Origin of the sequence: Stutzerimonas stutzeri, from assembly GCF_013522825.1 — a bacterium.
Classification (GTDB): domain Bacteria; phylum Pseudomonadota; class Gammaproteobacteria; order Pseudomonadales; family Pseudomonadaceae; genus Stutzerimonas; species Stutzerimonas stutzeri_AK.
Genome location: NZ_JAAMQZ010000050.1, coordinates 1 through 20,623 on the forward strand (window position 1 = coordinate 1; position 20,623 = coordinate 20,623).

Annotated in this window: 20 protein-coding genes and 1 pseudogene; 8 read left to right on the forward strand and 13 right to left on the reverse strand. The window is 63.0% G+C overall.

The genetic code is table 11. The features are described 5' to 3' along the window. A pseudogene (locus G7020_RS21315) lies at nucleotides 1-118 on the forward strand (IS5/IS1182 family transposase); the annotation flags it as partial. A gap of 60 nt (nucleotides 119-178) precedes the next feature. Here G7020_RS21315 and G7020_RS21320 read toward each other — a convergent pair. The 3 genes from G7020_RS21320 to mtgA form a co-directional block, all read right to left on the reverse strand. Further along, complete coding sequence (locus tag G7020_RS21320; RefSeq protein WP_181086971.1) at nucleotides 179-2,734, reverse strand: hybrid sensor histidine kinase/response regulator; 2,556 nt, start codon at nucleotides 2,732-2,734, stop codon at nucleotides 179-181. Between the two features lie 74 nt (nucleotides 2,735-2,808). Continuing rightward, nucleotides 2,809-4,728 carry a phosphodiesterase DibA gene (gene dibA, locus G7020_RS21325; RefSeq protein ID WP_181086972.1) on the reverse strand — a complete coding sequence of 640 codons (1,920 nt, stop codon included), beginning with the start codon at nucleotides 4,726-4,728 and terminating at the stop codon, nucleotides 2,809-2,811. Nucleotides 4,729-4,897: 169 nt separating this feature from the next. Beyond that, on the reverse strand, nucleotides 4,898-5,596 hold the full coding sequence (gene mtgA / locus G7020_RS21330) for a monofunctional biosynthetic peptidoglycan transglycosylase (protein ID WP_181086996.1): 699 nt from the start codon (nucleotides 5,594-5,596) through the stop codon (nucleotides 4,898-4,900). Nucleotides 5,597-5,663: 67 nt separating this feature from the next. On the opposite strand from mtgA, the gene G7020_RS21335 reads away from it, so the two are divergent. The 5 genes from G7020_RS21335 to G7020_RS21355 all read left to right on the forward strand — a co-directional run bounded on the left by G7020_RS21335 (nucleotide 5,664) and on the right by G7020_RS21355 (nucleotide 9,452). Beyond that, nucleotides 5,664-6,038, forward strand: a complete 375-nt coding sequence (locus G7020_RS21335) for a DUF423 domain-containing protein (RefSeq protein WP_181086973.1) — start codon at nucleotides 5,664-5,666, stop codon at nucleotides 6,036-6,038. A 77-nt stretch (nucleotides 6,039-6,115) separates the two neighbouring features. After that, on the forward strand, nucleotides 6,116-6,316 hold the full coding sequence (gene thiS / locus G7020_RS21340) for a sulfur carrier protein ThiS (protein WP_181086974.1): 201 nt from the start codon (nucleotides 6,116-6,118) through the stop codon (nucleotides 6,314-6,316). Nucleotides 6,317-6,400: 84 nt separating this feature from the next. Beyond that, on the forward strand, nucleotides 6,401-7,195 hold the full coding sequence (locus G7020_RS21345) for a thiazole synthase (protein ID WP_181086975.1): 795 nt from the start codon (nucleotides 6,401-6,403) through the stop codon (nucleotides 7,193-7,195). 72 nt (nucleotides 7,196-7,267) lie between these two features. Further along, complete coding sequence (gene trmB, locus G7020_RS21350) at nucleotides 7,268-7,978, forward strand: tRNA (guanosine(46)-N7)-methyltransferase TrmB (protein WP_181086976.1); 711 nt, start codon at nucleotides 7,268-7,270, stop codon at nucleotides 7,976-7,978. 139 nt (nucleotides 7,979-8,117) lie between these two features. Next, nucleotides 8,118-9,452: a DUF1329 domain-containing protein gene (locus G7020_RS21355; protein ID WP_181086977.1), complete on the forward strand. Its 1,335-nt coding sequence runs from the start codon at nucleotides 8,118-8,120 to the stop codon at nucleotides 9,450-9,452. A 30-nt stretch (nucleotides 9,453-9,482) separates the two neighbouring features. On the opposite strand, the gene G7020_RS21360 is transcribed toward G7020_RS21355, so the two are convergent. The 10 genes from G7020_RS21360 to G7020_RS21405 form a co-directional block, all read right to left on the reverse strand. Further along, on the reverse strand, nucleotides 9,483-9,806 hold the full coding sequence (locus G7020_RS21360) for a DUF3392 domain-containing protein (RefSeq protein WP_181086978.1): 324 nt from the start codon (nucleotides 9,804-9,806) through the stop codon (nucleotides 9,483-9,485). A gap of 15 nt (nucleotides 9,807-9,821) precedes the next feature. Continuing rightward, nucleotides 9,822-10,958 (reverse strand): radical SAM family heme chaperone HemW, encoded by a 1,137-nt coding sequence (hemW, locus tag G7020_RS21365; protein WP_181086997.1) that lies wholly within the window; start codon nucleotides 10,956-10,958, stop codon nucleotides 9,822-9,824. Between the two features lie 89 nt (nucleotides 10,959-11,047). After that, nucleotides 11,048-11,644: an RdgB/HAM1 family non-canonical purine NTP pyrophosphatase gene (gene rdgB, locus G7020_RS21370; protein ID WP_181086979.1), complete on the reverse strand. Its 597-nt coding sequence runs from the start codon at nucleotides 11,642-11,644 to the stop codon at nucleotides 11,048-11,050. Beyond that, nucleotides 11,641-12,060 (reverse strand): DUF4426 domain-containing protein, encoded by a 420-nt coding sequence (locus tag G7020_RS21375; protein WP_181086980.1) that lies wholly within the window; start codon nucleotides 12,058-12,060, stop codon nucleotides 11,641-11,643. The genes rdgB and G7020_RS21375 overlap by 4 nt, the downstream gene beginning before the upstream one ends. 25 nt (nucleotides 12,061-12,085) lie before the next feature. Next, a complete protein-coding gene (metW, locus tag G7020_RS21380; RefSeq protein WP_181086981.1) occupies nucleotides 12,086-12,685 on the reverse strand; it encodes a methionine biosynthesis protein MetW in 600 nt (199 codons plus the stop codon). Between the two features lie 10 nt (nucleotides 12,686-12,695). Continuing rightward, nucleotides 12,696-13,835 (reverse strand): homoserine O-succinyltransferase MetX, encoded by a 1,140-nt coding sequence (gene metX, locus G7020_RS21385; protein WP_181086982.1) that lies wholly within the window; start codon nucleotides 13,833-13,835, stop codon nucleotides 12,696-12,698. An 80-nt stretch (nucleotides 13,836-13,915) separates the two neighbouring features. Continuing rightward, a complete protein-coding gene (locus G7020_RS21390; protein WP_181086998.1) occupies nucleotides 13,916-15,871 on the reverse strand; it encodes a dynamin-like GTPase family protein in 1,956 nt (651 codons plus the stop codon). A 106-nt stretch (nucleotides 15,872-15,977) separates the two neighbouring features. After that, nucleotides 15,978-16,568: a YggT family protein gene (locus G7020_RS21395; RefSeq protein ID WP_181086983.1), complete on the reverse strand. Its 591-nt coding sequence runs from the start codon at nucleotides 16,566-16,568 to the stop codon at nucleotides 15,978-15,980. Nucleotides 16,569-16,577: 9 nt separating this feature from the next. Then, complete coding sequence (proC, locus tag G7020_RS21400) at nucleotides 16,578-17,402, reverse strand: pyrroline-5-carboxylate reductase (RefSeq protein ID WP_181086984.1); 825 nt, start codon at nucleotides 17,400-17,402, stop codon at nucleotides 16,578-16,580. Nucleotides 17,403-17,405: 3 nt separating this feature from the next. Next, nucleotides 17,406-18,128, reverse strand: coding sequence for a YggS family pyridoxal phosphate-dependent enzyme (locus G7020_RS21405; RefSeq protein WP_181086985.1), 723 nt, complete (start codon nucleotides 18,126-18,128; stop codon nucleotides 17,406-17,408). 66 nt (nucleotides 18,129-18,194) lie between these two features. On the opposite strand from G7020_RS21405, the gene G7020_RS21410 reads away from it, so the two are divergent. Together G7020_RS21410 and G7020_RS21415 are read left to right on the forward strand one after the other, a co-directional pair. Continuing rightward, the gene (locus G7020_RS21410) at nucleotides 18,195-19,229 is read left to right on the forward strand and encodes a type IV pilus twitching motility protein PilT (RefSeq protein ID WP_181086986.1); all 1,035 of its coding nucleotides are present in this window, start codon (nucleotides 18,195-18,197) and stop codon (nucleotides 19,227-19,229) included. 247 nt (nucleotides 19,230-19,476) lie between these two features. Beyond that, entirely contained in the window at nucleotides 19,477-20,622 is a 1,146-nt protein-coding gene (locus G7020_RS21415; RefSeq protein WP_181086987.1) for a PilT/PilU family type 4a pilus ATPase, read from the forward strand. The last annotated feature ends 1 nt before the right edge of the window (nucleotide 20,623 follow it).

Here is a 20,623-nt window from a genome sequence, read left to right on the forward strand (position 1 = left end):
TCTATTCCGGCGCTTGAAGGGGTTTCGGCGTATATTCTCTCGCTTCGAGAAGCTTGATGTGATGTTCATCGGATTCATCAACTTCGCGCTAATAGTTGACGGACTGAAGATGTGTTAACAGGCCCTAATCCGGGTTTCGAGGATGCCACGCCCTTGTGCAATGCACTATCGGGCTTGTTTATTGCCCGCGAAAGGCCAGGGCGTCGGTGAGTGCGATCAGCAGCTGCGCCGCGCTGATGGGTTTGTGCAGCCAGGTAATGCCGGCACCCTGCTCACGTCGCTCGAAATGGCTGGCAGCGGATACCACGATGATCGGCAGCTCCCGCGTCTCGGGATTGCCTCGGACCTCGTCGATCAGCTCGCGCCCGCTGCCGTCAGGCAGATGCATGTCGAGGGTCATGGCTTCGTAGCGAGTGCTGGCGAGTTTTTCGCGGGCCGCATGCAGGCTCTGCACACGATCGACCGCATAGCCGGCGTCACGCAGCATCAACAGCAGCAGGCGTCCGGTGTCGGGTTCATCCTCGACCACCAACAGGCGCAGCACATTGGGCTCGGATACAGGAGCGCTCTGGGATTCGAGTAGCGGAAGTTCGCACCAGAAGGTTGTTCCCCGATCTTCGCTGCTGTCGAAACCGACCCGGCCCCCCATGCGTTCGATGAACTCCTTGGAGATTGCCAACCCCAGACCGCTGCCGCCTTTCTGCCGGCTGTCGGAGGCATCCGCCTGGGCGAACTTCTCGAAGACGCGGCTTTGGAAATCTTGTGGAATACCGGGGCCCTGGTCGCTGACGTTGATGCGTACATGGTCCTCGACAAGGTTGCAGTGCAGCGTCACCTCACCGCCTTCAGGCGTGTATTTGATGGCGTTCGAGATGAAATTGCTGAGTACCTGCTGCAGGCGCATGGCATCGACCCAGACCTGCACCTCGGGCGGTGTGCGCAACACGCAGTTCACGCCCAGGTGAGTGGCAAAGGCCTGGTTGCTGGTCAGGGCTTCTTCCAGAAGGCGCTTGAGCGAGTGTTCGCGCATGTCGAAGGTCATCTTGCCGGCGGCGATCTTCTCCATGTCCAGCAGGTCGTTGATCAGGTGGCCCAGGCGCAGGCTGTTGCGGTGGGCGATTTCCAGCATCTGCTGCATGGCCGCCGGGATGGCGCCCAGCGCGCCGCCGGTGACCAGGCCCAGCGCGCCGCTGATGGAAGTCAGGGGCGTGCGTAGTTCGTGGCTCACGGTGGAGACGAACTCGTTCTTCATCTGCTCGATGCGTTTGTGTTCGGTCAGGTCCATGCTGGTGCCGCTGATGCGCAGCGCCTGGCCGTTGTGGTCACGCTGGATATAACCACGCACCAGCATGGGGACGATCTTGCCGTTCTTGTGCTGGAAGCGCAGCTCGGTGGTGAAGTGATCGACCTTCGACAGCATGGTCTGCGCCAGCCGGGCCTTGGCATCGGGCAGATCGTCAGCTGCCAGGACGCGTTCCCAGAGTTTCAGGTCCGACGATAGCTCTCCGGGGCGATAGCCGAGTATGTGCCAGGCGCGAGGGGAGGCATAGAGAGTACCGGCATCGAGATTGAGGTCCCAGAAGCCGTCGTTGCTGCCTTTGAGCGCCAGGCTCAAGCGCTCTTCGCTCAGCTGCAAGGCGCGTTTGTTCTCACGGATACGCTCGGTCATTTGTTGCGCCAGGGCTTCGGCGCGGCTGCGACGCAGCGACAGCGAGGACGTCAGGAAGAACAGCAGCAGGCTCAGGCCGAGGCCAAGGCCGATCACCAGGGCATCGTTGTTGTGAAAGAAGGCATCGAACTCCGGCAGGCTTTCCAGGTGCAGGGTCCAGGTTTGTCCATACAACTCCAGACGCAGTGTCTTGCTGTAGCGCGGGGTTTGTGCGCTGGGCTGTTCGCGGCTGGCAAAGATGAGCTGACCGCCGTCTTCATGGGGGCCGGCATAGATGCGCAGGCTGAGCGTGGGGTCGGCGGCGCCGAGAATCCCGCGCATCAGATCGCCTACCCGGTAGGGGCTGTAGACGAAACCCTGCAGTGCCTGCATCCGCTGCTGTGCCGAGTCGAGAGGCTCACCCAGGCGGTACACCGGCACATACATCAGCACCCCGGCTTGCACCTCGCCGTGAGTTTCCTGGCGCAGCCTGGTCTTGCCGGTCAGGCGCGGCTGCCCGGTTTCGGCTGCCGCTAACATGGCCTGATGGCGTACCGGTTCGGAAAACATGTCATAACCGAATGCGGCGAGGTTGCGGTCAGCGAAGGGTTCGAGATAGACGATGGGAATGTAGAGCGGACGATCCCCGGCAGGGTGGATGTCGTAGTCGGCGAAGCCCTCTTCACGCACCGCCTGGATGTGGGCCATGCGCTGCTGCGGTGGCACCGCCTGGGCGAAACCGACGCCCTGAATACCGGGATAGCGCTCTGCCAGTTGCAGGCGTTCGTTGTACCGGCGCCACTGCTCGCGTGAAACACCGCCGCTGGCGTCGAACAGCCCGGCGGCGCCATAGAGGATCTGTTCGTGATCGATCAGGCGCTTGCCGATGGCTTCGGTGGTCTTTTCCACCAGGAACTCGAATTGCGTAATGGCCGCGCGCGTTTCATGGTCGCGCAGTTGTTGCAGGATCACCAGTTGGACCAGCAGCGTGAATACCAGAACCAGCCAGGCAACGCTGTTTCGCCAGTTGAAAAATTGCCGGATCCTGCCGGGGGAAACGCTGTATCCGGTTGCGGTTTCGCTCATGCTATCGCTGCTGCGTTCTGTGACGAGAGTGGATAAGGGCTACAGGGCGCTTCAAGCCTGTGTGCGTGTCGCCATTATGCACCGTTGGATTGGGGGGCGCGGCTCAGGGATGCCTGCCAGTCGATCTTCGCGGCTTCCTGTGGGCGTGCAAAGCCGTAGCCTTGCCCATAGTCGCAGCCATGGGCAAGGAGAAAGTCTGCCTGCTCGGGGGTTTCGATGCCTTCTGCGACGACTCGCAGGTCGAGATTGTGCGCCAGGGCAATGACCGAGCGGGTGATGGCCGCATCTTCACGGCTGCCGGGCAGACCCTTGACGAAGCCCTGGTCGATCTTCAGTTTGTGAACATTCATGCGTTTGAGCCGCAACAGCGAGGAGTGGCCAGTACCGAAATCGTCGATGGCCAGGCGCACGCCCAGAGCGCGCAGGCGCCCGAGTTGCGCCATGGCAGCGTCGGGGTCCTGCATGATGGCGCTTTCGGTGACTTCCAATTCCAGGTGGCCTGCGTCCAGACCGCTCTCGGCAAGGGCGTCGGTGACGAGAATGTCCAGTTCGCCATGACTGAACAGGCGGCTGGAAATGTTCACCGCGATGAAATCCAGCGTAAGGCCGCTGTCGAGCCAGCTGCGCATCTGCTTGCAGGCACGCGCGAGCACCCAGCGGTCAATGGCGGTGATCAGGCCGTTTTCCTCGGCGATGGGAATGAACATGGCTGGCGTAATCAGCCCCTGTTCCGGGTGACGCCAGCGCACCAGCGCCTCGAAGCCGATGATGCGTTCGTCGCGCAGATCATGGATCGATTGGTAATGCAGGTGCAGCTGGTTCTGTTCGAGCGCCTGACGCAGTGCGCTGGACAGTTCGACGCGCTGCTGGGCCTGGCTGGTCAGCTCCTGAGTATAGAAGGCATAGGTCGAGCGACCGCTGCCCTTGGCCTTGAACAGCGCCGAGTCGGCGTTGCGCATCAGTTGCTCGACATTCTCGATGTCGCTGGGATAGAGCACGATGCCGATGCTGGCGGTGATGAAGAGTTCGTTGCTGCCCAACTGAAAGGGCAGGGCGAGGCTGTCGAGCAGGCGTAGCGCCAGCGCAGCCGCCTGGCCGGCGTTGCATTGCTCGCAGAGCAGGGCGAATTCGTCACCACCCAGGCGGGCCAGTGTCATGCCTTTCTCAAGGTGCATGCCAAGACGCTTGGCCACGCCCAGCAACAGGGCGTCACCCTGGCTGTGCCCCAGGCTTTCGTTGATGTCCTTGAAATGATCGAGATCGATCATCAGCAGGGCGCCGCAACGCCTGTCCAGTCTGGCCCGCTCCAGATCGAGCTTGGCCCGCTCACTGAACAGCAGGCGGTTGGGCAGGGCGACCAGGGGATCGTAGTGGGCGAGATAGTCCAACTCTTCGCGCGAGCGCTTGAGCGCGGACAAATCCGAAAAAACCGCCACATAGTGCGTGACGTTGCCGTTCTCGTCGCAAATGCTGCGCAGGTTCTGCCACTGCGCATACACCTCGCCGCTTTTACGGCGGTTCCAGATCTCGCCGCTCCACATGCCCTTGCCTTGCAGGTCCTGCCACATCTGGCTGTAGAAACCGGCGTCATGCTTGCCCGAGGCGAACATCCTGGGCGTCTGGCCCAGGACTTCCTCCAGAGCGTAGCCGGTAATGCGGCTGAAGGCGGGGTTCACATGCACGATGCGCTGCTGGGCGTCGCTGATCAGGACACCTTCCTGGGTGCTGTCGAAAACGGCCTCGGCCTGGCGCAGGCTGTTCCGAGCGATTCGCTGCTCTTGCTGCTGCCTGTCCAGGTGCGCGAGGTAGTAACGACCGAGGATGAACATCAGCAGGGCGCTGAAAATGACGAAGGCCAACCCCTTGCCCACCTGCAGCAGGGAAACCGGTTGGGGGCTGTCAGTAAGCCACTGCAGCAGAGCCTCGCCAAGCAGGACCCAGAAAATCGCCAGAACCAGATAGGTCAGGCAGAGCCTGCGCAGTTGCGTATTCATCTATTGGATTCACCAAGTACTACAAGGGGGGGCTCGCAGCGCGAAAAGGACATTGCGCCGGTGTTCCGTGTCGATCATCGGATAGTGGCTATACGATGGCAGGCTGGGCGACTATCTATCCGGTAATGCCATTTGGCAAGCGCCCTGGAGGGTCTTTCTGTCTGCCCGGCTATTCTCGCATGCCGCTCAGGTAACCGTTACCACCGAGTTGTCGTATTTGCTGGCGTATCCAGGCGGCGCGATCGTTCACGTATGCGCTGGGCTGGCCGGCGTTCCAGGCGCGCGGGTTGGGCAGCACCGCTGCCAGCTGGCTGGCCTGGCGTGCCGACAGATAGGGTGCGCCAGCGCCGAAATGGTGCTGCGCCGCCGCCTCGGCGCCGAAGACGCCGCTACCCCATTCGACACTGTTCAGGTAGACCTCGAGAATGCGCTGCTTGGGCCACAGCAGTTCGATCCAGCCGGTGAACCAGGCTTCCAGCCCCTTGCGCACCCAGCTGCGCCCGGACCAGAGGAACAGGTTCTTGGCGACCTGCTGGCTCAGGGTGCTGGCGCCACGCAGCGATCCGCCGCGCTCGTTGTGGCTCAGCGCGGCGCGAATGGCCGCGATGTCGAAGCCCCAGTGCTCGGCGAATTTCTGGTCCTCGGCGGCGATGACGGCCATTTTCAGATCGTCCGGCAGCTCGGCCCAGGGGCGCCAGCTGCGTTGCAGGTCGATGGGTTCCCCACTGCTCCAGGACTCCAGCTTGCGCTCGATCATCAGGGCGGTGAAGGGCGGTGGCACCCAGCGCAGCGCCAGCACCAGCAGCACGGAAAGCACAGCCAGCCAGAGCAGCAGTTTGGTGAGGCGCAGCAGCAGGGTTCGGAGCATGGGCATGGTGGCGGTCGAATCGAGCGGGCATTATAGCCACGCTTGAACTACCTGACCGGATGCCCTGATGATTCGTCCCTTTCTTGTGCTGGCGGCCTTTTTCGGGCTGACCGGCGTTGCCCTCGGCGCCTTCGCCGCCCATGGCCTGAAGTACCACCTGAGTACCGATTATCTGGCGGTGTTTCAAACCGCCGTGCATTACCAGCTGATTCATGCGCTGGCGCTGTTTGGCGTCGCCCTGCTGGCGTTGCGTGCGCCGAGTCGGCTGCTGGTGGCGGCAGGTGCCTTGTTCGTGCTGGGCGTGCTGCTGTTTTCCGGCAGCCTGTATCTGCTCACGCTGACGGCTATCGGCAAGCTGGGGATCATCACGCCCGTGGGCGGCACGGCTTTTCTGGTGGGTTGGCTCTGTCTGCTGCTGGCAGGCTGGAAGCTTCGCGTCTGACCTGTTGATGAATGGTTTGGGTGGCCCGGGGCGATCAGGCTAGAATGCGGACCCCCTTGGCAATGGTGGCGAGCACTATGCATATTCAGTTGAACGGCGAAGGCTACGCGCTCCCTGACGGTCAGTCGGTGGCCGATCTGCTGCAGCGCCTGGAACTGACGGGGCGCCGGCTGGCCGTCGAGCTCAATCGCGATATCGTACCGCGCAGCCAGCATGCGACGACCCTGCTGGCCGATGGCGACCAGGTGGAAATCGTCCATGCCATCGGTGGCGGCTGAGAATACTCGTCGCATCGCCCATTACCGAGCGCCGCCCGCGCGGCGACCCCACTTTCCGCTCAATCACGTGAACAGGATGGCCCCATGAGCCCAGTTCCGCACGACAAGCCCTTCACGCTCGCCGGTCGCACCTATCAGTCGCGCCTGCTGGTGGGCACCGGCAAATACAAGGATCTCGACGAAACCCGCGACGCCATCGAGGCCTCGGGTGCCGAGATCGTTACCGTTGCGGTGCGCCGTACCAATATCGGCCAGAACCCTGGCGAGCCCAATCTGCTGGATGTGATTTCACCGGATCGCTACACCATCCTGCCCAACACCGCCGGCTGCTATGACGCCGAGGACGCGGTGCGCACCTGCCGCCTGGCCCGAGAACTGCTCGATGGCCGTTCGCTGGTCAAGCTGGAAGTGCTGGCAGACCAGAAGACCCTGTTCCCCAATGTGATCGAAACTCTCAAGGCTGCCGAAGTGCTGGTCAAAGAGGGCTTCGACGTCATGGTCTACACCAGCGACGACCCCATCATTGCTCGCCAGCTGGCCGAGATGGGCTGCATCGCTGTGATGCCGCTGGCCGGGCTGATCGGCACCGGCCTGGGCATCTGCAATCCGTACAACCTGCGCATCATCCTCGAGGAGGCCACGGTGCCGGTGCTGGTGGATGCCGGCGTGGGCACGGCGTCCGATGCGACCATCGCCATGGAGCTGGGCTGCGAGGCGGTGCTGATGAACAGCGCCATCGCCCATGCGCAGAAGCCGGTGCTGATGGCCGAGGCCATGAAATACGCCATCGAGGCCGGGCGTCTGGCCTATCTGGCCGGGCGCATGCCGAAGAAGCTCTACGCCAGTGCTTCGTCGCCACTTGAAGGGCTGATCCGCTAAGGCTGATCGTCGGTTCATGCCGCACCGCCACCGTGCCGTGCGGCTTTTTTCTTTCTATCTGCAGGTTCGTTCATGAGTGACATCGCCACCCCGGCCGACGGCCAGCGCCGTATGCGCACCATCAAAAGCTTCGTGATGCGCGCCGGGCGCATGACCGAAGGCCAGCAGCGTGGACTGGACCAGGGCTGGCCGCGCTTCGGCCTGGAGCTGGCCGATGGCCCGCGCGATTTCGACGAGGTGTTCGGTCGCCAGGCGCCGCGTACCTTCGAGATCGGTTTCGGCATGGGGCATTCCACGCTGGAAATGGCGGCGGCAGCGCCCGATCAGGATTTCATCGGCGTGGAAGTGCATACGCCCGGTGTAGGGGCGCTGCTTTCCGGGCTCGTATCACAAAACCTGACGAATGTGCGGGTCTACAGTTGCGATGCGCTGGAGGTGCTGCGTGAATGTGTCGCCGATTCGAGTCTGGACCGGGTTCTGCTGTTTTTCCCCGATCCCTGGCACAAGAGTCGGCACCACAAGCGGCGTATCGTCCAGCCGGCATTTGCCGAACTGGTAAGGCGCAAGCTGAAGGTGGGAGGCGTGCTGCATATGGCGACCGACTGGGAAGCCTATGCCGAGCACATGCTCGACGTCATGAACGCTGCGCCGGGATATCGCAACCAGGCTGTCAGCGGACAGTACGTCGAACGTCCGCAGGAGCGGCCAACCACCAAGTTCGAGCGCCGTGGTGAGCGCTTGGGTCATGGCGTCTGGGACCTCAAGTTCGAGCGCATCGACTGACGGCAACGTCCTGCTGTCGATGCCTGAATCGATCCGCCAGTACACCGCTCCATGATCCGCAGCATCTCGAAGAACGCCCTGCCAGCCGGCAGGGCGTTGTCACATGTGGCGTGCCTGTCACGCTGCAAAGGAGCGAAAGATGTTCAGAAAGTTTGGAGTTCTGTTGCTGGCGGCCTGTGCCTGCCAGGCCCAGGCAAAGGTCGATGAGGCCCAGGCGGCGCGCCTGGGGCAGGACCTGACCCCGCTGGGCGCCGAGCGCGCCGGCAGTGCCAACGGCAGCATTCCGGCCTGGACCGGCGGCGTGCAGCCACCGACCGGTTACAGGGTCGGGATGCATCACCCGGACCCGTATGCCGCCGATCCGCTGCTCTACCGCGTGGACGGCAGCAACGCCGCGCAATATGCCGCCCTGCTGCCCGAGGGGCTGCGGGCGCTGCTGGAGCGCAACCCGGATTTCAGCCTGCGGGTCTTCCCTTCACGGCGCAGTGCCGCGGCGCCACAGCGTATCTATGACGAAACCCGCGCCAACGCCGTTTCCGCCGAGCTGATCGCCAACGGCAATGGCATCCGGGGGGCGGCTGCCGGGATACCCTTCCCGCTGCCGCAGGACGGCATGGAGGTGATCTGGAATCACATCCTGCACTACAGGGGCGAGCAGACCCAGATGATCAACAACCAGGCGGTGGTGATCAACGGCAGGAGCAGCCTGATCCGCCGCGACCGGCATGTCTACTACGTCTACAACCGCGAGGGCATGGACGAGAAGGGGCTGGACAATACCCTGCTGTACTACAAGTACCGGGTGACTGCGCCGGCGAAGCTCTCCGGTACGGCGCTGGTGGTGCAGGACCCCGTGGATCAGGTGCTGTCGGTCCGCAAGGCCTGGCGTTACAGCCCGAGCGACCGGCGCGTGCGGCGTCTGCCGTCGCTGGCCTACGACTCGCCGCAGCCGGACACCAGCGGGCTGGCCACCGCCGACGTGGTCGACTCCTTCAATGGCGCGCCGGATCGCTACGAGTGGAAGCTGGTGGGCAAGCGCGAGATGCTGGTGCCCTATAACAGCTATGCCGTGCACCAGCAGGGCATTCCCTACGACCGGATCGTCGGTGCGCGCACGCTCAATCCCGAGCTGCTGCGCTATGAGCAGCACCGCGTCTGGATCGTCGAGGCGACGCTGCGCAAGGGCTTCAACCATCCCTATGGCATGCGGCGCTTCTACATCGATGAGGACAGCTGGCAGATTCTCGCGGTGGACCTGTTCGACCGGGATGCCGAGCTGATCGGCCTGCAGGAAAGTCATCCGATCAGCTACTACGAAGTGCCGATGTTCGGCAGCACGCTGGAAACCCTGTATCACCTCAGGGACGGCAACTACTTCGTCGATGGTCTGGACAACAACGAGCCGATGTACGATTTCGGCGTGCAGCTCAGCCCCAGGGATTTCTCGCCGGCGGCGTTGCGGCGTGGTAACTAGAGGGCTGGCAGGCTGTTTCTCAACGGCCTGCTAGTTGCGGTCGGCAACGACCCCGATGATAAACAGCACCAGCAGCAATACCGGCGCCAGGGTGTAGTTGTTGAACTGCGCCAGGCCCTTGGCCAGCCAGGGGCTCAGGTAGATGATGCCGAGGCCGTAGACCACCGCGCAGAAGATCACGAACACCAGGGTGCGCAGGATGAAGTTCAGCCCGCCGATGTTTTTCTGCACCCAGGCGTTGAGCACCGGCCCGAACAGCACGAACAGCGTGGCCATGATCGCCAGGGAGATATCGAAAAGATGGCTGCGGCTCCAGCGCGACAGGGTGGCGATCAGGTCGAGTACGAGGTCCATGCGGGTCCTTAGCCTTCAGGGCAGGAAAAGTTGTAGCAAATCGTTGAGAAACAGCTGGCCCTTGGGTGTTGCGACCAGGCGTTGCGGGTCGGCAAGCAGCAGGCCGCGGGCTTCGGCTTCGCGGCGCGCTTCGGCCAACTGCTGCAACGGCAAGCCGGTGCGTTGAGTGAACAACGGTGCGGGCACGCCGTCGGTGAGGCGCAGCACATTCATCAGGAATTCGAAGGGCAATTCCTCGGCCTGCAATAACTTCTCGCCGGCACGAAAGCGCTTGGCCGGGTCGAGATAGTCCTTTGGCAGGCGGGTTTTCCAGCTACGCAGGATGCGCCCGTCAGGCTGGCTGATCTTGCCGTGAGCGCCCGCGCCGAGGCCGAGGAAGTCGCCGAAGGTCCAGTAGTTGAGGTTGTGCCGCGCCTGGCGTCCGGGCTGTGCGTAGGCCGAGGTCTCGTACTGGGCGTAGCCCTGTTCGGCGAGCAGCGCCTGGCCGGCTTCCTGGATGTCCCAGAGGGTGTCGTCCTCGGGCAGTTGCGGTGGCCTGTTCCAGAATTCGGTGTTCGGCTCGACGGTGAGCTGATACCAGGACAGGTGCGTCGGTTGTTGCGCAATGGCGATGCGCAGGTCACTCAGGGCATCGTCCAGGCTTTGTCCGGGCAGGCCGTGCATCAGGTCCAGGTTGAAGTTGTCGAAGCCGGCGGCGCGCGCCATGTCGGCGGCGCGAATGGCCTCGTCGCCATCGTGGATGCGGCCCAGCGCCTTCAGTTTGGCCGGCTGGAAGCTCTGCACGCCGATGGACAGGCGATTGATCCCGAGGCGGCGGTAGTCGCGGAATTTCGCCTGCTCGAAGGTGCCCGGGTTGGCTTCCAGGGTGATCTCGATGTCGTCGGCAAAGCCGACCCGCCGCTCCAGCCCTTCGACAATGCGCCCCAGCGCCTGGGCGGAAAACAGGCTGGGCGTGCCGCCGCCGAAGAAGATCGAGCCGAGCCGGCGGCCCTGGACCTGATCGAAATCCTCGTCGAGATCGGCCAGCAGCGCCGCGACGTATTCATCTTCCGGCAGCTGCGGCCCGGCCGCATGGGAATTGAAGTCACAGTACGGGCACTTGCGCACGCACCAGGGGATATGGATGTAGGCAGCCAGGGGCGGCAGCTCGATAGCTTGTGCCTGGTCATCGCTGAAGGCTGGAGGCTGGACGAGGGTGTCGCTTTTTCGTCCAGCGTCCAACCTTGAGCCTTTAGCGGTTTTCAAGCGATCCCCAGCCGAGCCTTGAGCAGCGCCATGGCGCGGGCGCGGTGGCTGAGCTGGTTCTTGTCGGTGGGGGGCAGCTCGGCGCTGGAGCAGTCGCGCTCGGGCACCCAGAACAGCGGGTCGTAGCCGAAGCCCTGCTCACCGCGCGGCCCGTGCAGGATGCGCCCGTGCCAGAGGCCTTCGCAGATGATCGGCAGCGGATCATCGGTATGCCTGACCAGCGCCAGGGCGCAGACGAATTGCGCGCCGCGCTCGGCGTCGGGGACACCGCTGAGGACATCCAGCAGCTTGGCGTTGTTCGCCGCATCGCCCTGGCCATCGGCATAGCGTGCCGAGTAGATGCCCGGTGCGCCGCCGAGGTGATCGACCGCCAGCCCCGAGTCGTCGGCCAGCGCTGGCAGGCCGGATACCCGTGCGGCGTTGCGGGCCTTGAGGATGGCGTTCTCGATGAACGACAGGCCAGTCTCTTCCGGCTCCACGTCGCTGAATTCGCCCACCGAGCGCACGTGCACGGCGTCGCCCAGCATGGCCTGGAGTTCCTTGAGCTTGCCAGCGTTGTGGCTGGCCAGCACCAGTTCTCTGAAAGGCATCATTTATCCGGAAAGAACTCCTGAGTGAACGTGAAACTGACCGGGTCGGCGCCCATGGGCTGCACGGTCAGGGCGAAACGCAGCGTTTCGGCATCGAAGGGGAACTGCGCCAGGTAATAGATGGCATCCTCGCCTTCCTTGAGCTGCCTGAAGGTCAGGGGACGGTCCTGGCCCAGCAGGTTCTTGACCGTGCCGCTGACCAGGGCCGCGGACGGCTTGCCGGCCTTGAGTACCGAAACATTCACCACGCCCTGGGCTTTGCTGCGCACCAGACCGGCTGCTGCGGCGATTTCCGGTTGCAGGAAGCCGGAGTTGAAGGCGATGTAGTGGATATCGTACTCGCCGAAGCTGTGCTTGCGCTCGGCCCAGGCGGGCATTGCCAGCAGCAGTGTGAGCAGGGTGATCAGACTGAATTTCATGGTCTTCCTCCATCAGTGACGCGGGTCATCTGCCCGGCCCGGTGACACGGTATATGCCGATTTCGCCGAGCAGGTTCGGCCACAGGCGACTGGCCCAGTCGTGTTTGTGGTCGCGGTCCACGGCCAGGCGTTCGAGCACGCGGGCACCACGCTCCCGACACAGTCGCTCGAAATCCTCGAAGGTGCAGAAGTGGATGTTCGGCGTGTTATACCAAGTGTAGGGCAGGAATTCCGAGACCGGCATGCGACCCTTGCTGGCCAGGTACCAGCGGCAGCGCCAGTGACCGAAATTGGGGAAGGTGATGATGCAGATCTTGCCGACCCGCAGCATCTCCGCCAGCACCTTGTCCGGGTAGTGCAGCGCCTGCAGCGACTGGGTCATGACCACCACGTCGAAGCTGTCGCTGGCGAAGTTGCCCAGGCCCAGGTCCAGGTTCTGCTCGATGACGTTGACGCCTTTCTCGACGCAGGCGGCGATCTTGTCCGGGTCGATTTCCAGGCCATAGCCGCTGACCTGCTTGTGGTCGCGCAGCCAGGCCAGCAGTTCGCCATTGCCGCAGCCCAGGTCGAGCACCCGGCTGCCGGCGGGGATCCACTCCTGGATGATGTCCAGATCGGCGCGCATGGTGGGCTCCTTATAGAACGATGCGGTTCATATAGCTGCTGAAGGCCTGCAGATAGCGCGGGATGGGGATGAGGAAGGCATCGTGGCCCTGGGGCGCATCGACTTCCAGGTAGCAGACGTTCTTGCGTGCGGCCATCAGCGCGTTGACGATTTCCTGCGAGCGTTCCGGCGAGAAGCGCCAGTCGGTGGTGAAGGAGATCACGCAGAAGTTGGCCTGAGCCACCTCGAAGGTTTTCGCCAGGTCGTCGCCGTGGGCGGCTGCCGGGTCGAAGTAGTCCAGCGCCTTGGTCATCAGCAGGTAGGTATTGGCGTCGAAGCGGCTGGAGAATTCCTCGCCCTGATAGCGCAGGTAGCTTTCGACCTGGAATTCCACGCTGTTGAAGTCGTAGTTGAGCTTCTCGCTCTTCAGGCCGCGGCCGAACTTGGTGCCCATGGCGTCATCGGACAGGTAGGTGATATGTCCGACCATGCGCGCCAGCATCAGCCCGCGCCGGGGAATCACGCCCTGCTCCTGGAAGTGCCCGCCGTGGAACTCGGGATCGGAGAGGATCGCCTGGCGCGCCACTTCATTGAAGGCGATGTTCTGCGCTGAAAGCTTGGGCGCCGAAGCGATGGCGATGCAGTGGCGGACGCGCTCGGGATAGCTCATCGTCCATTGCAGCGCCTGCATGCCGCCCAGACTGCCGCCCACCACTGCCGCCCATTGGGTGATTTCCAGCATATCGGCAAGACGTGCCTGGCTGTGGACCCAGTCTTCGACGGTGACCACCGGGAAATCCGCGCCGTAGGGCTTGCCTGTCTGCGGGTTGAGGCTGCCCGGTCCGGTCGAACCGTTGCAGCCACCGAGGTTGTTCAGGCTGACCACGAAGAAACGGTTGGTGTCGATGGCCTTGCCGGGTCCGATGCAGGCGTCCCACCAGCCCGGCTTGCGGTCTTCCATGCTGTGGTAGCCAGCGGCATGGTGATGACCGGACAGGGCATGGCAGATCAGCACGGCATTGCTGCGGCTGGCGTTGAGCTCGCCGTAGGTTTCGTAGATCAACTGGTAGTCATGCAGCGTGCGACCGCAGGCGAGTGCCAGCGGCTCGGCGAAATGCACGACCTTCGGACTCACCAGGCCAACGGAATCGGCTGGAATAGCAGTGGGCATCGACCCTGGCTCTTGCGAAAAGAAGCCGCAAAGTCTAAAGGTTAGCGCTGCTCAATTCACCCCCAATCGCAACGCCGGGGTCAGCCTGCGACGATACTGACCACCTTGCCCTGGCGTCGAGTCGGTGCCGGGCGTCGCAGCAGGCGCAGCATTTCGCCGGCCTGGGTCAGCTGTTGCCGCAGTTCGAGTTCATAGTGCGCCAGCTGACGGCTGCGCTGGCTGTTTTGCTGGTTATCCTGAGCCAGGCTCTTGAGGCGCAGGATATGCGTCTCAAGCTGCTGCTTGTGCTCCAGAGAATGCTGCATGAGCGGCATCAGGGCTTCGGCGGCCCAGTGTTCCGCTTCCTGGCGCAGGCGCTGGTGCATGGCGATCACCTCCTGCACCAGGGTAGCGAAGAAGCGTCGGGTCAGGGTGCGCTGTTCGGTGAGCAGGGTCTTTAGCTGCAGGCGGAACTGATCGGCCTTGTTCTGCAGGTCCTTGAGTTCCTGCTGGTAGGGGGCCAGGCGGAATAGCGGGGCATCGATCCCTTGCAGCGGGTTCTCTTCGTTGTGGCGGTTGTAGAGGGCGATCACCATTTTATTGGCCAGTGCCGCTTCCTGTTCCAGTACACCCAGATCCTGCTCCACCGAGCGGAAGAAGTGCAGGATGCTGAGGTTGATGCCCAGCGTGGTCAGGCTGCCGCTGAGGCTGCGGTGCAGGCGCGCCAGGTGTTCTTCCAGGCGCTCGGCGCGCACGGTGGCGCGCAGCAGTTCGCCCTGGCGCTGCAGCAGGCGCTGATTGGTTTTCAGCTGCAGCAGACGCTTGTGGTGCTGGTTGTGGTCGTGGCGAGTGCGGGCGGTCAGTTCCAGCAGCATCTGGCCGCTGTCCTGGCGGTGACTGTCGAGCAGTTCGCTCTGTTCGCGCACTTTGGTCAGGCGCAGTTCAAGAATGTTCTGGCTGTTATGCAGCAACGCCAGCACCTCGCGTACCACCTGCTGTTCCAGCAGTTGCTCCTTCCTGGCCAGGATGCGTTCGCAGAGCAATTGCTCCAGCGTCGCCAGCCGGCTGCGCTCCAGCAGCGCGGCGTCGCCATGGATCCTGGCGCGCAGGGCCTGCTTGGCCGACAGCGGCAGTACATCCTCGGTGGCGATGCCCAGTTGCTGTGCTGTGCCGGCACGAATCTGCCCGATGGCCTCCTCTACGAAGGCCTCACCGCTTACGTCGTCCCAGAGTACGTCGATCTTGTTGAGGACGGCGAACAGGCGCTGCTGTCCATCGCCGAGCTGGCGAATGTGTTGCTGCCAGATGTCCATGTCGCTGGCGGTGACGCCGGTATCGGTCGACAACAGGAAGATGACTCCCTGGGCGCTGGGCAGCATCGACAGCGTAAGTTCCGGCTCGCTGCCAAGTGCGTTGAGACCGGGTGTGTCTAGAATACGCAGGCCTTGACGCAGCAGCGGGTGGTCGAAGTTGACCATGGCATGTCGCCAGGCCGGGATCAGCACCTCGTCGGCGGTGTCGGAGCTTTCCAGCGTATCTGGATGAAAGCCGAGTTGTATGGCCAGCTCCACCGGCACCGATTTGATGGCGGCCACCTGGCTGAAGGCTTCGATCATGCTGTCGGGGTCGTCCAGGTTCAGCGGCAGGCTCAGCCAGAAGCGCGGCGTGCGCTTGAGCTGGGCGATACTGGTGTCTTCCAGGCGTGACTCGATTGGCAGCAGGCGAATGAAGGAGCGTTCCGTGCGTGGATCGAAAAACAGTTCGGTCGGACACATGGTGGTGCGGCCGGCACGCGAAGGCAGGATGCGCTGGCCGTATTCGGAGAAGAACAGGCTGTTGATCAGTTCGGTCTTGCCGCGGGAAAACTCGCCGACGAAGGCCAGGGTGATGTGATCGGTACGCAGCCGTTTGAGGGCGCGCTCCAGACGCGCATCCACGGCGCTGGAGTTGAGGCGGTTGTGGACGAGCCAGCTGCGATAGCGGGTGATCTCGCGAATCAGGTCGCGTTTCCAGGTGACGTAGGCATCCACCTGCCGGTCGAGTCGTTCCATGATCAGCGTTTCCTGAAAAGCGATGGGGTGATTATCCCCCTCGCCCCGTGCAGGTCAATCGAGTCGCTGTGAACTGCCCCCAAAGCCAAAGAGGCGATCGAGAGCCTGTCGTTCAGACCAGCGCGCGCAGGATATTGGGCATGTTCGTCATCATGATCAGGTTGTTGATCACCAGCATTTCCAGCAGTTTGATTGCCAGAAAAGCGAAGATCGGCGAAAGATCCAGGCCGCCCAGGTTGGGCAGCAGGCGGCGGAAGGGCGCCAGTGCCGGCTCGGTGATCTGGTTGATCAGTTGCGCGCCGGGGTTGTGGCTGCCCGGTGCGACCCAGGACAGGATCACGCTGATGATCAGGGCATAGAAGAAGATATTCAGGAACAGCCCGGTGATGCCGATGATGGCCCAGACCAGAAGCTGCAGCGGATTGCCGATGCTGCCATAGGCCAGCATCAGGACGGCTGCCATCAGCAGTACCTGCACGATAATCGCCAGCACCAGCGAGGACAGATCGAGGCTGCCGATGCTGGGAATCACCCGGCGCAGGGGGCGTAACAGCGGGTGCGTCACCTTGACGATGAACTGGCTCAGCGGATTGTAGAAGTCGGCGCGCACCAGTTGCAGGATGAAACGCAGCAGCACGATCAGCAGATACAGGCTGCCGAGCGTCTGGATGATCATGATCAGGGCTTGCGAGAGTTGGGACATGAAGGCTCCTTAGTTGCCCAGTTGTGCGGCGAGTTCGGCTGAGCGTTGCGCAGCCGCATCCAGTGCCCGCTGTACGAGCGCCTCGAAGCCGCCCGCCTGGAAGGCTTTGATTGCCGCTTCGGTGGTTCCGTTCGGCGAGGTGACGCGGCGGCGCAATTCGGCGGCCTCGACATCGCTTTCGCAGGCCATGCGCGCGGCGCCGAGGGCGGTCTGCAGGGTCAGTCTGCTTGCCGTTTCGCGGGGCAGGCCGAGCTGTTCGCCGGCGGCGGTCATGGCTTCGATCAGCAGGAAGAAATACGCCGGGCCGCTGCCGGATACCGCCGTGACGGCATCGATCAGCGGCTCGTCATCGAGCCACAAGGCCAGGCCGACCGCGGACAGCAATTGCTCGGCCTGCTGCTTTTGCGCATCGCTGACCTGAGCGTTGGCGTAAAGGCCGCTGACGCCCTGGCGCAGCAGCGAAGGGGTGTTGGGCATACAGCGCACGATGGCCCGTGGCTGCGGGCCGAGCCAGTTCTGCAGGCTGTCGCAGCTGATGCCGGCGGCAATCGAGACGATCAACTGGTGCGCTTGCAGATAGCCGGCCAGGTCGCGACAGACGCTTTGCATCACCTGTGGCTTGACCGCCAGCACCACCACGTCGGCATGGTTCACGGCCTGGCCATTGTCGGCAAAGGTCTTGATGCCATGCTCGGCGAGGAGCGCGGCGCGTCTGTCCGCGCCGGGATCACTGGCGCAGAGGGCGGCGGCAGAGGTGCCCTGGGCGCGTAGCCCGCCGATCAGGCTGGCGGCCATGTTGCCGCCGCCGATGAAGGCGATCCGGGGAGTGCTCATCTGTTATTTCCTTTGGTCATGAGTGGGCGCTGCCGTAGCGGTTTGCGATGGGTAGGCGCGGGCGCCGAACAGGGCGGTGCCGATGCGTACCCAGGTGGCGCCTTCGGCGATGGCGGCTTCAAGGTCCTGGCTCATGCCCATGGATAGGGTGTCCAGTTTTGCGTCGAGTTCGTGCTGTAACTGGCGCACGAGGGTGAAGGCGGCGTGTTGCTCGGTGATGTCATCGGTGGGTTCGGGAATGGCCATCAGGCCGCGCAGGCGCAGATTGGGCAGTGCCATGATGGCACGGGCCAGTTGCGCGACCTCCTGCGGGGCGCAGCCGGACTTGCTGGCCTCGCCACTGACGTTGACCTGCAGGCAGATATTCAACGGCGGCAGTTCGGCGGGGCGCTGATCCGACAGGCGCTGGGCGATCTTCAGGCGATCGACCGAATGCACCCAGTCGAAATGCTCGGCGATGGCGCGGGTCTTGTTCGACTGGATGGGACCGATGAAATGCCAGGTGAGGGTGAGGTCGGCAAGCTCGGCCTGTTTTCCCAGGGCTTCCTGCAGATAGTTTTCGCCGAAATCGCTCAGGCCGGCGTTGTGGGCTTCGCGAATGGCTTCTGCCGGTTGCGTCTTGCTGACGGCCAGCAGCCCGACCGTTTCGGGATCGCGTCCCGCAGCTTGCGCCGCCTCACGGATACGCGTTGCGACCTTTGCAATATTCTTCGCTATCGTGGACATTTACCTGCGCCGCCGCCTTGGGGTCTGCGCGGCATTCTACCTGCTTGCTTGTAATTGGGGAGTCCCATGGATATCACAGAGCTGCTGGCCTTCAGTGCCAAGCAGGGTGCATCGGATTTGCACCTTTCTTCCGGTTTGCCGCCGATGATTCGCGTCGATGGCGATGTCCGGCGGATCAACCTGCCGGCCATGGACCACAAGCAGGTGCATGCGTTGATCTACGACATCATGAACGACAAGCAGCGCAAGGATTTCGAGGAGTTCCTCGAGACCGACTTCTCGTTCGAGGTGCCCGGCGTCGCGCGTTTCCGGGTCAATGCCTTCAACCAGAACCGTGGCTCGGGAGCGGTATTCCGGACCATTCCGTCCAAGGTATTGACCATGGAAGACCTCGGCATGGGCGAAGTCTTCCGCAAGATCACCGATGTGCCGCGCGGGCTGGTGCTGGTCACCGGGCCTACCGGCTCGGGCAAGTCCACGACCCTCGCAGCCATGCTCGATTACCTGAACAACACCAAGTACCAGCACATTCTCACCATCGAAGACCCCATCGAATTCGTCCACGAATCGAAGAAGTGTCTGGTCAACCAGCGCGAAGTGCACCGCGATACCCTGGGCTTTTCCGAGGCGCTGCGTTCGGCCCTGCGCGAGGACCCGGACATCATTCTGGTCGGCGAGATGCGCGACCTGGAAACCATCCGCCTGGCGCTGACCGCGGCGGAGACCGGGCACCTGGTATTCGGCACCCTGCACACTACCTCGGCGGCCAAGACCATCGACCGGGTGGTGGACGTGTTCCCCGCCGAGGAAAAGGCCATGGTCCGCTCGATGCTCTCCGAATCCTTGCAGGCGGTGATTTCCCAGACCCTGATGAAGAAGGTCGGTGGCGGGCGCGTGGCGGCTCACGAAATCATGATCGGCACCCCGGCGATCCGCAACCTGATCCGCGAGGACAAGGTGGCGCAGATGTATTCCTCGATCCAGACCGGCGGCTCACTGGGCATGCAGACGCTCGATTCCTGTCTCAAGAGCCTGCTGGCCAAGGGCATCATTTCGCGTGACAGCGCCAAGGAGAAGGCCAAGCAGCCGGAAAACTTCTGAGAACCTGTCCAAGGCCTGCTACGCGTCGGTCCTGCTGCGTTAAAAACAGGCTCAGCAAGCCGCTTGCGGCTAACGCGCTTCAGCGCGGCCCGAAGGGCGAACGAAAGTGAGTAATGCTCATTTAGGCCACTAAACTGCGCTTCTTCGCCTGTTTTTGCCTTGCATGCCTCTAGCTCGCGAGGCCTTGAACAGGCTCTAACTACTGGCCACCGTCCGAGACGGTTTCGCCACGACTGCGAGTACGACGATGGAATTCGAGAAACTGTTGCGCCTGATGGTGGAGAAAGGCGGCTCCGACCTGTTCATTACCGCCGGTGTGCCGCCGTCGATCAAGGTCAACGGCAAGATCATGCCCGTGAGCAAGACGCCGATGTCGCCGGAAATGACCCGCGAAACCGTGCATGGCGTGATGAACGAGCAGCAGCGTCGCGAATTCACCGAGAACCACGAATGCAACTTCGCCCTCAGTGCGCGCGGTATCGGTCGCTTCCGCGTCAGTGCCTTCTACCAGCGCAACCTGGCCGGCATGGTGCTGCGGCGCATCGAAACCAATATCCCTACCATCGATGACCTCAAGCTGCCGGATATCCTCAAGAACCTGGCCATGACCAAGCGTGGGCTGGTGCTCTTCGTCGGCGCCACCGGCACCGGCAAGTCCACCTCGCTAGCGGCGATGGTCGGCCACCGCAACAGGAATTCCAGCGGCCACATCATTTCCATCGAGGACCCCATCGAGTTCATCCACCAGCATCAGAGCTGCATCGTCACCCAGCGCGAGGTCGGCATCGACACCGATTCGTTCGAAGTGGCGCTGAAGAACACCCTGCGCCAGGCGCCGGACGTGATCCTGATCGGCGAGATCCGCGCCCGCGAAACCATGGATTATGCCGTGGCCTTCGCCGAGACCGGCCACCTCTGCCTGGCCACGCTGCACGCCAACAATGCCAACCAGGCGCTGGACCGGATCATCAACTTTTTCCCCGCCGACCGTCAGAATCAGGTGTGGATGGACCTCTCGCTGAACCTCAAGGCCATCGTCGCCCAGCAACTGATTCCGACACCCGATGGCAAGGGCCGTCGGGCGGTGATCGAAGTGCTGATCAACACGCCGCTGGCCGCCGACCTGATCCGCAAGGGCGAAGTGCACGAGCTCAAGGGCCTGATGAAGCGCTCCACCGACCTCGGCATGCAGACCTTCGACCAGGCGCTGTACAACCTCTACGTGCAGGGTGAAATCACCTACGAAGACGCCCTGCTGCACGCCGACTCTTCCAACGACCTGCGCCTGATGATCAAGCTGGGCTCGGAAACCGACAGCGAGCACCTGAGCAGCGTTTCCCAGGGCCTGACCCTGGAGGTCAGCGACGACGATCCGGGCCGCAGCTTCCGCTGAC